Source organism: Psychrosphaera aquimarina (assembly GCF_032461525.1).
GTDB classification, from domain to species: Bacteria; Pseudomonadota; Gammaproteobacteria; order Enterobacterales; family Alteromonadaceae; genus Psychrosphaera; species Psychrosphaera aquimarina.
Genome location: NZ_JAWCUA010000010.1, coordinates 606,673 through 618,853 on the forward strand (window position 1 = coordinate 606,673; position 12,181 = coordinate 618,853).

13 protein-coding genes are annotated in these 12,181 nt (G+C 39.3%); 1 reads left to right on the top strand and 12 read right to left on the bottom strand.

The window, feature by feature from the left end; all coding sequences use genetic code 11:
• Positions 1-174: 174 nt before the first annotated feature.
• The 4 genes from RT723_RS14735 to RT723_RS14750 all read right to left on the bottom strand — a co-directional run bounded on the left by RT723_RS14735 (position 175) and on the right by RT723_RS14750 (position 4,736).
• A complete protein-coding gene (locus tag RT723_RS14735; RefSeq protein WP_315947840.1) occupies positions 175-1,809 on the bottom strand; it encodes an amidase in 1,635 nt (544 codons plus the stop codon).
• Between the two features lie 284 nt (positions 1,810-2,093).
• Entirely contained in the window at positions 2,094-2,393 is a 300-nt protein-coding gene (locus tag RT723_RS14740) for a type II toxin-antitoxin system RelE/ParE family toxin (RefSeq protein WP_315947842.1), read from the bottom strand.
• Positions 2,394-2,400: 7 nt separating this feature from the next.
• Positions 2,401-2,643 carry a type II toxin-antitoxin system Phd/YefM family antitoxin gene (locus RT723_RS14745; RefSeq protein ID WP_216053600.1) on the bottom strand — a complete coding sequence of 81 codons (243 nt, stop codon included), beginning with the start codon at positions 2,641-2,643 and terminating at the stop codon, positions 2,401-2,403.
• 233 nt (positions 2,644-2,876) lie between these two features.
• The gene (locus RT723_RS14750) at positions 2,877-4,736 is read right to left on the bottom strand and encodes a M14 family metallopeptidase (RefSeq protein WP_315947843.1); all 1,860 of its coding nucleotides are present in this window, start codon (positions 4,734-4,736) and stop codon (positions 2,877-2,879) included.
• Between the two features lie 164 nt (positions 4,737-4,900).
• Here RT723_RS14750 and RT723_RS14755 point away from each other — a divergent pair, with 164 nt between their 5' ends.
• Complete coding sequence (locus tag RT723_RS14755) at positions 4,901-5,413, top strand: DUF2058 domain-containing protein (protein WP_315948543.1); 513 nt, start codon at positions 4,901-4,903, stop codon at positions 5,411-5,413.
• A 128-nt stretch (positions 5,414-5,541) separates the two neighbouring features.
• Here RT723_RS14755 and arsJ read toward each other — a convergent pair whose 3' ends face one another.
• The 8 genes from arsJ to RT723_RS14795 all read right to left on the bottom strand — a co-directional run bounded on the left by arsJ (position 5,542) and on the right by RT723_RS14795 (position 12,125).
• The gene (gene arsJ, locus RT723_RS14760) at positions 5,542-6,777 is read right to left on the bottom strand and encodes an organoarsenical effux MFS transporter ArsJ (RefSeq protein ID WP_315948544.1); all 1,236 of its coding nucleotides are present in this window, start codon (positions 6,775-6,777) and stop codon (positions 5,542-5,544) included.
• A gap of 71 nt (positions 6,778-6,848) precedes the next feature.
• Complete coding sequence (locus RT723_RS14765; protein WP_315947845.1) at positions 6,849-7,883, bottom strand: ArsJ-associated glyceraldehyde-3-phosphate dehydrogenase; 1,035 nt, start codon at positions 7,881-7,883, stop codon at positions 6,849-6,851.
• Positions 7,884-7,904: 21 nt separating this feature from the next.
• Positions 7,905-8,420 carry a phosphatase domain-containing protein gene (locus RT723_RS14770; RefSeq protein ID WP_315947846.1) on the bottom strand — a complete coding sequence of 172 codons (516 nt, stop codon included), beginning with the start codon at positions 8,418-8,420 and terminating at the stop codon, positions 7,905-7,907.
• Positions 8,413-9,453 (bottom strand): ACR3 family arsenite efflux transporter, encoded by a 1,041-nt coding sequence (gene arsB, locus RT723_RS14775; RefSeq protein ID WP_315947847.1) that lies wholly within the window; start codon positions 9,451-9,453, stop codon positions 8,413-8,415. The genes RT723_RS14770 and arsB overlap by 8 nt, the downstream gene beginning before the upstream one ends.
• 37 nt (positions 9,454-9,490) lie before the next feature.
• The gene (locus RT723_RS14780) at positions 9,491-10,321 is read right to left on the bottom strand and encodes a metalloregulator ArsR/SmtB family transcription factor (protein WP_315947848.1); all 831 of its coding nucleotides are present in this window, start codon (positions 10,319-10,321) and stop codon (positions 9,491-9,493) included.
• 141 nt (positions 10,322-10,462) lie between these two features.
• Complete coding sequence (locus RT723_RS14785; RefSeq protein ID WP_315947849.1) at positions 10,463-10,627, bottom strand: hypothetical protein; 165 nt, start codon at positions 10,625-10,627, stop codon at positions 10,463-10,465.
• Complete coding sequence (locus RT723_RS14790) at positions 10,612-11,169, bottom strand: flagellar brake domain-containing protein (protein ID WP_315947851.1); 558 nt, start codon at positions 11,167-11,169, stop codon at positions 10,612-10,614. The genes RT723_RS14785 and RT723_RS14790 overlap by 16 nt, the downstream gene beginning before the upstream one ends.
• A 134-nt stretch (positions 11,170-11,303) precedes the next feature.
• A complete protein-coding gene (locus RT723_RS14795) occupies positions 11,304-12,125 on the bottom strand; it encodes an ion transporter (protein WP_216053607.1) in 822 nt (273 codons plus the stop codon).
• Positions 12,126-12,181 lie beyond the last annotated feature (56 nt).

The following is a 12,181-nucleotide window of genomic DNA, read 5'->3' on the forward strand; positions in this document are numbered from 1 at the left end:
GGAAGTGAAAGGCGCCTGATACAGTTAGTTGTTTAGCCGGTCTGCGGGAAATCAGCCGTACACATAGGCTACTAACTTTAAATAGATTATTCCTTGAGCTTACAACAGCTCAAGGAATATTAGATATATTGATGGTGCAGTAATTTTGTGTAATTAATGCGCAGAATCTAGTGGTTAGTGACTTTTAGCTTTCATCGCGTCTGCGATGGCTGGAATATCTTCAGCATTGGCTAAATAACGAGGTTCAATTCGTCGTTGTGTTTGCTGCTCATAGGCATAAGCAAATCCAAGCAGCTCGGCGTCGGTAAATTTAGTTCCAATAAAAGATAAACCTACCGATAACGCATTGATATCACCCATAGGGACAGTCACATGAGGGTAACCTGCTTGAGCTGCATAAGAGCCAAACCCAGGCCAGCTATTTGGCCAAACATCTCCATTAATCGCATCAACTCTTGGCACGACAGGACCTGAAGGGGCTATAAGTACATCGACGTTATGCTCTGTTAATAGTTTATCTACCCCATCTTCACGAGTTGCTTTTTGCACTGTAGCAACAGCCGTTTTATAAGCCTTACTTTCAAGTGCGTCCATGGATTGTGATGAAACAAAAATACTTTGGTCAAACAAAGCCAGTTCAATATCTGAATTGGCTTGGTTAAAGTCAATGAGTTCTTGTAATGTTCTTACGGGTACTTGTTGAGAAGACGTTGAGGCAAGATATGTATTTATGCCATCCTTAAACTCATATTTTAGTAAGTCATAACTCATTTTTCCTAACCCCTCTGGTGCTTTGGGGCGTAGATCAATGTTAACTAAAATGGCTCCTGCAGCGGCCAAGTCGACTAAGGCTGTGTCAAAGCGTTGTATTATTTGACTTGAGGAGCCTTTGGCAAAGTTAAGCACCCCGACACGTACGCCTTTAAGTGCGTTAGCGTTTAAGCCTGACGTGTAATCAATATCAGGCGTCGTCGTCGCCATGGCATTCATTAACATGGCTGCACCTTTAACGGACTTAGTCATAGGTCCTGCCGTATCTTGTGATTCAGAAATAGGAATTATGTGCTGCTGTGGAACAATACCCACAGTAGGTTTGAAACCGACAATGCCATTGGCATTGGATGGACAAATAATTGAGCCGTTAGTTTCAGTTCCCACGCTCGCAGCAGCTAATGATGCAGCCGTTGCGGCACCAGATCCTGAACTTGATCCACAAGGGTTTCTATCAAGCATATGTGGATTTCTAACTTGGCCACCTAATGCAGACCAACCGCTCATAGAACCTTCAGAACGGAAATTAGCCCATTGACTTAAATTGGTCTTACCCAAAATTATCGCCCCTTGGGCACGTAAACCTGCCACTAATGGACTATCTCTATGGGTAATATTATCTTTTAACGCTAATGCACCTGCGGTTGTTGGCATGTTATCTAACGTTTCAATGTTGTCTTTTAGTAAAATAGGAACTCCATGTAATGGCCCTTTAATTACCCCATTTGCACGCATGACATCTAGTTCTTTAGCTAAAATTAAAGCGTCAGGGTTAACATTAAGCACAGCCTGCAAACGTGGCCCTTGTTTGTCGATCGCTTCGATACGATCAAGGTAGAGAGTAACCAGCGCTTCAGAGCTAATTTCTCCATTATTTAACGCTTCTACGATCTCAGGTAACGATTTAGAGATGATCCCTTTTGCTTGATAATCAACAACCGATGGTGATGTTTGTTCCGTTTGAACGCTTAGGTCAGATGGGGAACAAGCACTCAGCGAAAGCCCGGTAGTTAAGGCGAGTATAAGATGTTTTTTCATTGTTTTTATTCACATTAGTTCAACCTACATGAGCGTCTACATTATGGAGATATCAATATCATTGCAAGCTGTAATAAGGTGGATAAAGCTATAAGTTGGAAGAATGGCTTTACCACTAGCTGGAAGGAATAGCAAAGGCAGGAGAAGCTAGTTGCGAAAGTTCAGCTTCGAGTTAATTGAAAAGCGATCACTTTTCTGCACCTAAAATGAGTTTACTTATAACGTGAAAATAAAATCAATGACTCAGCCCCGTTGTTTTGGTTATTTCTAGGATGAAGGTAAAGTTACTTCACGTGATTCTGGGGTAGCTGTGATTGACCTAAGACAGCCACGATCAAGATAAAGTTGTCTTCTTTGGTGAAGTAAGCTGTGTGTTTACCAACAGGGAAATAAAAGCCATTTGGGTAGATTTCATCGCAGCTTCTTCCTACCACTGGGTTATCGGCTAACATCTGAAATACTGATAGCAGAGTATTCTTGTAGTTGTACCACTGCAACTCCGAGTAATTTTCAAAGGTGTAGGTTTTTATTTTTCGTAAGTGAGACTGCGCTAAGTTACTTAACTTATATTTATTCTTTTGCATAAGTTAGTTAAAGTGAATTTAGAAAGTTTTCGCCATCAACAGCGTTTCCATTGTTTAAGTCTTCCTTAGCTGACTTGAAGCAATGCTTAAGGTATTCAACCTTCATCTCTTCCAGTTCTTCAAAATCTCTAATAGACATGACAACGACAGTATCTTTACTGTTTTTGCTGATTTTCACTGGCTCACGTTGTGCGCTTAAAAGTAGCTCTCCAAAATTTCGTTTGGCATCATTCGCTGTTAATGTATGCATGGTCAGTTCCTTGTTGAGTCTAGAGTTAGATTATAAAGCGTCGCATGAAATATTCAATTTAATTAAATCGTGCGGTTTGTGCGGAATCCTAACTAACAGTAACTTCAAACTCACTATTACTCAAAAATGAGTTTACAAGTGTTTATTGATCATTTCAGCACGGAACATCCCCAACAAAAAAAGCCTAGATATAATCTAGGCTTTAAAATAATCAGTTGGTTTAAGCTGTGTTTTTACATTTCAAACAATACGGGGTATTTAAGGTGTTGGTTATCGTAATACACTGAACGTTGGTATAACCATTTCATTTTATCGTCTGAACCTTCGGCAAATAACTCTTCTAGTGAGCCTGCTTTTTTCGATTCAACCTCGGTTACTTGTTTAGATTTTGCTTCGCCAAACTTATCAAAAAACGCTTGTTTTAATTTAGCGTCACTATTTAACATTTTATGGGCCAAAGGGATCATGGCGTAACTTTCAATGTATTCCGTTTGTTGGAACATTTGGTTAAAGAATCCCCATTTAAAGTATGAATCTGGTGCTCTTGGGTCTAATAAGGTTACGACTAATGTACCTAAATTTTGTTTGGTGGATATTTTTATTGTGCCAGCCGGTAAGGTTTTGGTTACTTTGTTGGTATCGAATTTAGCATCCGCGGTTAAGTGGCCTTCAAACGGTACTTTGCCAAAACTGTAATCTTTAGCAGTTAGTTCTGTGACTTGTAGCTTTAATGGGTGTTTTAACGTTTTGTATTGAATGCCTTGATTGGTGAGGCGTTCTATAACGTCTAAGTGTTGCGGGGGCACGTAATAAAACTCAGGTACTTGCACTTCAACGCTTGGCTTTCTGGCCCAGAAAATTGGAAGTTTGTTGTAGGTTTTTGGTTTGCCTGTCCATTTAACGTATTTAATGCCAGTTAACTTATCAGTGGCTTGTTGGTATTCCATACCTTGAAAGTCCATGTATTCTGGATTTTCAGTGTCCGCAGACCAAGCCAGTGGCAAGGTTTTATGTTTTTGTTTTATGTCTTGTTCTGTCGCAGCAATAAGAGCATCGCCATCTGTGGCCAGTTTATTTATTACAGTTTCTAGGAAAACATAAGTGCCTAAGACACGTTGAAAATAAGGTTTTAACGAGTGGTTCTCAATTAAAATAGTCGGCAAGTGGCGGGCATCGCCCCAACCGTTGCTGTATCTTGGGCTTGCTGTCCAACCAAATAAGCCTTTGCCAAAGTCTTTATTGTCGATACCAAAGGTAAGTGGTCCGCCTAAATGACCGTTTTTCTTTAACTCGCTGTTTATTACAGGTGTTAACTCAGTGTCTAACCACTGACTTATGTTTGGTGAATAGGCATGTTCGCCGTTGTAACCATAAGTAATATCGTATTGATAATCTTCACCGTCGGTAACATGAATGTCTAAATATAAAGTAGGTTGCCATTTATTGATGGTGCTGATCAAAGCTTGCATCTCTGGGGTGTCTGCTTTGGCAAAGTCACGATTAAGATTTATGTTTTGTGCCGTTGTACGCCAGCCCATATTTTTTGGACCACGTTGATTTACTCGGTTATGTGGGCTTGAGCGTTCGTGCCCGTCAACATTAAAGATAGGAATAAAAAGTAAATTTACCTTGTCTAACAAGTGACCTTTACCGTTTTTGCTGATGTCACGTAACAACATAAAACCAGCATCTTTGCCGTCTATCTCACCGGCATGTATGCCTGCTTGAATAAACAAAGTTGGCTTTTTATTTTTTTGTAATTGCTCAGGTGTTTTAGCGCCATCTTTGGAGGCGATTAACATCCAAATATCTCGGTTTTGTGGGCTTTTACCAATTGAGGTTAAATTAAACTGTTTGTCTGACTTGGCTAACGCTTTAATGTACTTAATACTTTGATCATAATTTGGTGTAGATAACATGTTTGATTTTTCAAACTGCGTCTGCCATTTATCACTTTTATCTTTAACGAGTTCTAAGCTTTTTCCTTGCCATTGTTTGATAGGGGGCAAGAGTGTTGGATCGGCTTGTACGGTATTAGTTTGCATAACAAAAGAGAGCGAAAGCACACTTAATATTAACAATTTACTTTTCATTGGGAAGTTTCCACTGAGCTAATTTATATGGATATATAAGATAAACGTTACCTTAACTGGGATTAATTTTATATAGCTACAGACAGTTGTTGAAATTATTTATAACTAAACGATAATATCCGCATAAATTCAGCCAGGTTAGGTATTCAAATGGCCCAAATGTCATTACAAGAGCAGCTTTTACAAGCCGGTCTTACAAACGAAAAAAAGCGAAAAAAGCAAAAAAAGCCAGTAAAAAAACGCGCGACTTAAAACGTGAAGTTAAAGCCGCAACCGAAGAGAAACGTTTGGCTCAATTAGCGAAAGACAAAGAGTTAAATGAGCAGATAAAACAACAAGCTCAAGCTAAAGCAATTCAAGCGCAAATTAAACAATTAATAGAAATGAACATGTTGGATATTAGCCACGGTAATATCGCTTATAACTTTACCGATGGTACAGCGGTTAAAAAACTTACCGTGTCGGATAAAATCCAACGTCAACTTGCAAATGGCTTGTTAAGTATTGTACGTTTTGGTGAAACTGGTACTGACGATTACGCGGTTATCCCAAGCGTAGTAGCTGAGAAAATAGCAGTACGTGATGACTCTGTTTTAGTATCACAAAATGAAATTCAAGAAGTAGAAGAAGACGACCCATACGCAGATTACGTCATTCCAGACGACTTAATGTGGTAGGGGTTTTATTAACATTTAACTCATAGTGAATTAAAAAGGTTAATGTAGATATACATTAACCTTTTTATTTTTCTCATGCTTACAGCTTACAGCTTACAGCTTACAGCTTACAGCTTACAGCTTACAGCTTACAGCTGTTCTTGCCTCGGTAACCCCATCGACAATAACGCCGCTAAACTTATAAAGCTGCAAGATATCCACAAACAGGCTTCCAAGCCATAAACTTGATAAACCCAGCCAGACAGAACGGTACCTAATAATCGCCCCATGGCATTGGCCATATAATAAAAACCAACATCCAGCGATACCCCGTCTTTATCTGCAAAACTGACTATTAAGTAACTATGTAAAGACGAGTTAATCGCAAAAACAAAACCAAATAACATTAAGCCAACAATAAGTGCCGTCTGAATATGAAAATCAAAATGTAGGGCGAGGGCGATTAATGCTGGCAGTAACGCAAGTACTGATGCCCAAACAAAAGCCGCTTGGCCACTTGGTGCTTGATTTTGTGTGGTATTTTTACTGCTGTTGGTAAGGGCCGGAGCAAACGACTGCACTATGCCGTAACCAATAACCCAGCTTGCCATAAACCCACCTACCCACCAATGATCCCAATTAAAGGTCACGGCCAAATAAACGGGAAGGGCAACCACAAACCAAACATCACGAGCGCCAAATAAGAATAATCTGGCAGCGGATAAAATATTAATTGGTTTGCTTTTAGATAACAGATCTTTGAACTTAGGTTTGAATTTCGCTTTTCCTAGGTCTTGTTTGAGCATAACGATGCTAAACAGCCAAACTAGCGTCAACATGATTAACATAATCAGTATGGCACCCCGAAATTCAAACAAGCTTAATAACATGCCGCCAAGGAAAAAGCCGATACCTTTTAGGGCGTTTTTAGAACCTGTCAGCAAAGCGACCCATTTGTATAACTTGTCGTTTTGATCACTAGGCACCAGTAACTTAATGGAGCTTTTGGCACTCATTTTATTTAAGTCTTTGGCTATACCTGATAACGCCTGCGCAGCCATAACGTAAATAACGGTTAACCAAGTGGCATCCACGGTTAACATAGCTAACGCCAGTATTTGCAAAGCTAACCCTATGTTCATGGTTTTGTTTAAACCAAATTTAGCGCCTAACCAACCGCCTACTAGGTTGGTTATTACGCCAAATATTTCATAAAACAAAAACAACATGGCGATACTGAGTGGGTCGTATCCTAGTTGGTGGAAATACAACACCACTAACATACGTAACGCGCCGTCAGTTAAGGTAAATGCCCAATAATTACCTGTGATGATCAAGTACTGTTTGATCTCAGTTGATAATTTGGTAACAGATAAAAGTCCCATCATAACCCTTAGTTATCATTGCATTTGTGTATTAACAAATGAGAAAGATTGCTATTTGCTCAACAATAGTATCAGTTTTGCGCTTTATCAGAACGACCAACCATACGGGCGAGTTCAGCGGTGCGGTTTGCATAACCCCATTCGTTGTCGTACCAAACGTATAATTTAAGTTGGGTGTCGTTGATCACCATAGTCGATAAGGCGTCGATAATGCCTGAACGTGGATCGGTTTTATAATCGATTGATACCAACGGGCGCTCTTCATAACCTAATATGTCTTTTAGCTCACCTTGTGATGCTTGTTGTAACAAGGTATTTACTTCTTCAATTGTGGTATTACGTTCTAATTCAAAGACACAATCAGTGATAGATGCGTTGGTTAATGGAACACGAATGGCATGGCCGTTTAATTTGCCAGCAAGTTCAGGGAAAATATGAGTAATGGCTGTTGCCGAGCCTGTGGTGGTCGGAATTAAACTGGTGCCACAAGAACGCGCACGGCGTAAGTCTTTGTGCGGTGCATCAATAATTGTTTGGGTATTAGTGATGTCATGTATGGTGGTAATTGAACCGTGTTTAATGCCTAAGTTTTCGTGGATCACTTTGACCACTGGCGCTAAACAGTTGGTAGTACATGACGCAGCGGTAACAATTGGGTGTTGCGCTTTGTTATATAGATTGTCATTTACGCCCATAACGATATTTAATACGCCGTCTTCTTTTACCGGAGCTGTTACCACGACACGTTTTACCCCTTGGTCTAAATAGGCTTGTAACAGGGCTTTGCTTTTCATTTTGCCGGAGGCTTCAATTACAACATCACATTGTGACCAGTCAGTCTCAGCGATAGTTTTGTTTTGAGTACAAGGAATAGAATGACCATTAATAATCATGTTATTGCTGCTTGAGCCTTCAGCGTTTTCTGCATTAACGTCGTGATGCCATTTACCGTGTACCGAATCAAATGTCATTAAGTGCGCAAGCGTTGCTGCGTCCCCTGCAGGATCATTAATCTGTACTATTTCAATGTCGTCCCATTCATACGCTGCACGCATTGATAAACGACCCATACGGCCAAAGCCGTTAATACCTATTTTGATTGTCATAAGTTTGCCTATATATAAAAATTATAAATACGAGTTAAAGTAATCGAGTTGTTGTGGATTGATGAGTGCTTTAGGGCGTATTGCCTGAACTGCATTCATTACCTTTTCTTTAGGCCAGCCAAGCGCTAATAATATAAGCCCTATGACTAAGCCTGTTCGGCCGGAACCACCTTTACAATGAACGGCAATAACGCCTTGGTTATTAAGAACATTGAGGATATTGGTTTTATGAATTTGCCACTGAGACTCAAATGCATGGTTAGGGGCTGCATCATCCAATATGGGCAGTTGAATCCAGTCTATGCCTTGTTGTTTGCATTCTGCTGGCAAAGTATGAACCTGATGTTTCCCCATTTCTTGATCAAACATTAAGGTCAATAACATAGTTGTGCCCGCTTTTTTTAGGGTAGATAACGACTCTGTTAATGATTCTGTTTTTGTGCCAGGACAGGGCGTAAATATTAGCTTTGCTCCATTTTCAAGGAGCAACACATCATAAGGATGTGATTGTATATTTGAGGTTACTTTCTTATGCATTTGATGGCCCAAACCAGTGTTGTGTGTGATTAATGATATAAACGAGAGATAACATAACAGGCACTTCAACGAGCACACCAACAACGGTTGCTAGTGCGGCACCTGAGTGCAAGCCAAATAATGAAATAGCGACAGCAACCGCCAATTCAAAGAAGTTTGAAGTACCTATTAAACACGCAGGCGCAGCGATGTTATGAGGGAGTTTCATCCATTTAGCCGCTAAGTAGGCGATTAAGAAAATACCGTAAGTCTGTATCATCAAAGGAATAGCAATTAAGCCGATAGTTTCTGGCTCAGTTATGATGGTATTAGCTTGGAAACCAAATAATAATACGACCGTAGCTAACAAGCCGACCATAGACCAAGGTTTTAAACTTGAAAGTAATTGAGTGACTGTGTGTTCACTAGTGCCAGAGCCTTGATCGTTATTTAGTATTTTACGAGTGAAAACTCCGGCCACTAACGGTAACAAAACATACAGTGCAACAGATATTAATAAAGTTTCCCATGGCACTTGAATATCACTGACACCAAGTAAAAATGCCGAAATGGGCGCAAATGCAAATATCATGATCACATCATTGACCGATACTTGTACTAAAGTGTAATTGGGGTCGCCTTTAGTTAATTGCGACCAAACAAACACCATGGCCGTACATGGTGCAACACCAAGCAATATCATTCCTGCGATGTATTCTTGCGCCGAAGCCGGATCAACTAAGTCAGCAAACACAAAGTTAAAAAACAGCCAGCCTAAGCCCGCCATTGTAAAAGGTTTAATTAACCAATTTATGATAATGGTGAGTACTAACCCTTTTGGGTTTTTACCAACATCCTTAATTGCTGAAAAATCAATTTGCACCATCATGGGATAAATCATTACCCAGATAAAAAGAGCGACAACAATATTCACATGTGCAATTTCAAGGTTAGCAATAACCTGAAAAACATCAGGTTGCCACAAACCTAACGTCACCCCAAGGACTATGCTTAAAGCCACCCAAAGCGATAAGTAACGTTCAAAAATTCCCATGTATATTCCGATTATTAGTTATTTCCATAGACAATTGCTATTTACAAAAAACTGCACGATTAGGCCTGTTTTGCATATTGGCTAAACGTTGCAGTTCTTCATTGATCAATGGAATATTATTCTCTGTCGTTTCTGCAATTACGGATTTAGCCCATAAGGGCAGTTCTGGGTTAATACGATAAAACACCCACTGACCATGTTTTCTGTCGGTGATCACATTGGCTTTTTTCAGAACGGCTAAATTACGTGACACTTTAGGCTGACTATCCACGGCTATGGCTTCCATTAATTCGCATACACAAAGTTCGCCGTGGTAGTGAGTCAACATCAGTGTTTTCAGACGAATGTCATCCGTTAGACTTTTATAAAAAGAGATAGGGTCAAAGCTTTCAAGTGAGTTATTTAATTCATCAGGTAAAGCATTAGAGCTAGAATTTGCAACACTGCCTCTATTTTCTTCCACCAAGAGAAACATAGATAAACGATTATTTAGTTCGTTTAATGTGACGGAAAACGAATTACTCCCCCCACGTGTTTTAGGATCTGGGAAATCCCACGCGAACTGCTTAATGGCATTAGGATAACTTCGGCATTCATTGCTTGCCTTATTACATAATGTGATGACGTAATCAAAAACTTGGCCGTCAAAGGTATCTATATGTTTAGAAACTAAATTATTTGTATCTAACCCAAACTTATTTAAGGCGTCAATGGTTCGAGTATCGATAGCGTCAGGTTGAGTACCTGCACTGTGTACGTCAAATAATTCTCCGGCTTTATGCTTTAATAACGCTTCTGCCATTTGAGAACGTGCTGAATTACCGGTACATAGAAAAAGAACACTTTGTTTTTTGTTGATCTGAGTCATTTTTGGTTCACGAATTTTAATATATGAAATATTGTATATTCGTTTTTTCGTATGTAAAATATTTTGTGCATAAAATTACACATATCCTTATTTATTAGAAAACAAAGTAGATAGGAAAATAACAGTGGTTAAAGTGGGGAATTAAAGACCAAGCTCTGTGATTAGATCGTTTAACTTATTATTTGTTTCAAACATCATCCCCAACGATACAGAAATAGGATCTTCACGTTGCTGATTTTTAATCACGGCTTTAACAATAATAGATTCTTCTTGGCCAACGTTATTTACTTTTAAGTAAATAGGCACGTTTTGTATTTTACCTTGGCCTTCCCCTTCCCCCATTGAACCGAGACGCGACAACCACCACGAGATATATCTCTGATGTGTCCGGTTAATTCTGTTTTAGCATCAAATAACGCTTCTTCACTGGTGTCATCACGGTGTACGATAACAACGGGTAATTGTGTCACCATACGACTTTCTTTGCGCAAGCTGATGCTTTCCACTGATTTTGGGAATTGTATGAATAACAAACCTTTAGGACGGGGCGTGATTAAACTAACGGTACTTCTAAACGCAACACATTTTCCAGCTTCGCCTTCTACTAAAGTACGAATGACACAGCCATTGCCTTCTTTGATGACATCGGTGTAATCACGGATGATATGTGGGGAAAGTGACAAGATAATGTAACGGCCTTCATCAAAGCCAATTAATTTTCCTCGAACCCTAAATGGGTTTTCTGCATTAAATTGCAGATCGACCTTGGCTCCGGGATGAAAATGTTTAAAGGTATGAATGAGTGCAATACGATCTTGTTCGTTAACTTGATAAGAAAGTGACGCCATTAAAGCTTCCTTGTAGTCCATTACTGCTGTGTTTATCTAACATTCAGATAAACAATCCTTTTTTACTGAATCCTTTATATACAAGCCATAATCTTTTTAGTCAATTACATTTGTCAAAGCATGAGCGAAAATTGTTAATTTTGTTTTGCCACTTGCTGTTGTAACTTTTTAATCTCAGCTAATATGTTGTTAAGCTTTTCGTCTTGTTCTGCGGTAACTTCGTCTTGCAGCTCTTTTTGATGCTCTTCACGGACTTTTGCATGTTCCTCTTCCATCACATTAACCACTATGCCAATCACCATATTTAAGAAGGCAAACGCAGTGAAGAAAATGAAGGTTAGGTAAAAGATCCAGCTTAACGGATAAACCGTCATGGTTTCGTACATAACGTCGGTCCAATCTTCAAAGGTCATAACTCTGAAAAGCGTTAACAATGAAATTGTAATATCGCCCCAAAGTTCAGGATTAATATCTTCAAATAAAGTACTGCCTATGGCGGCATATATATAAAAGATAATAAACATTAATAGCATTACGTAACCAAGTTGTGGCATGGCTTTGATTAATGAGGTTAATAAAATACGGAGCTCAGGAATAAAAGAGATCATTCTTAACACTCTGAAAACTCGAACCAAACGAGCAATAAGTGCCATATCGCCGTTCTCAATAGGGATCAGACTGACTATAACGATAATGGTGTCGAATACGTTCCAAAAGTCTTTAAAAAAGTCGAGTTTTTTTGGCTCGGCTAACCAACGTATGGTGATTTCGCAAATAAAGAATGTGGTTATAAAAATGTCGAGATAATTGGTGATAGTGTGCATCGTTGATGACACATCATAGGTTTTAACGCCCACCAATAGGGCAGACGCAATGATAACGGAGATAACAAATAGTTCGAATAACTTGTTGCTGCGAATTTTAACAAACAGGTTGGTAGCGTTAGATAGGTTCATATTACCGAAATTGAATACAGATTTATAAAGCGCTATTTTACCTTTAAACGTGTTAC

Excerpts from the sequence above, each read along its gene's own strand:
- RT723_RS14745 (WP_216053600.1), bottom strand. The coding sequence starts at position 2,643 with ATGCATACATTAACAGCGAATGATGCCAAACGAAATTTTGGAGAGCTA.
- RT723_RS14740 (WP_315947842.1), bottom strand. The coding sequence starts at position 2,393 with ATGCAAAAGAATAAATATAAGTTAAGTAACTTAGCGCAGTCTCACTTA.
- arsJ (WP_315948544.1), bottom strand. The coding sequence starts at position 6,777 with ATGGGACTTTTATCTGTTACCAAATTATCAACTGAGATCAAACAGTAC.
- RT723_RS14770 (WP_315947846.1), bottom strand. The coding sequence starts at position 8,420 with ATGCATAAGAAAGTAACCTCAAATATACAATCACATCCTTATGATGTG.
- RT723_RS14795 (WP_216053607.1), bottom strand. The coding sequence starts at position 12,125 with ATGAACCTATCTAACGCTACCAACCTGTTTGTTAAAATTCGCAGCAAC.
- RT723_RS14750 (WP_315947843.1), bottom strand. The coding sequence starts at position 4,736 with ATGAAAAGTAAATTGTTAATATTAAGTGTGCTTTCGCTCTCTTTTGTT.
- RT723_RS14790 (WP_315947851.1), bottom strand. The coding sequence starts at position 11,169 with ATGGCGTCACTTTCTTATCAAGTTAACGAACAAGATCGTATTGCACTC.
- arsB (WP_315947847.1), bottom strand. The coding sequence starts at position 9,453 with ATGGGAATTTTTGAACGTTACTTATCGCTTTGGGTGGCTTTAAGCATA.
- RT723_RS14765 (WP_315947845.1), bottom strand. The coding sequence starts at position 7,883 with ATGACAATCAAAATAGGTATTAACGGCTTTGGCCGTATGGGTCGTTTA.
- RT723_RS14735 (WP_315947840.1), bottom strand. The coding sequence starts at position 1,809 with ATGAAAAAACATCTTATACTCGCCTTAACTACCGGGCTTTCGCTGAGT.
- RT723_RS14780 (WP_315947848.1), bottom strand. The coding sequence starts at position 10,321 with ATGACTCAGATCAACAAAAAACAAAGTGTTCTTTTTCTATGTACCGGT.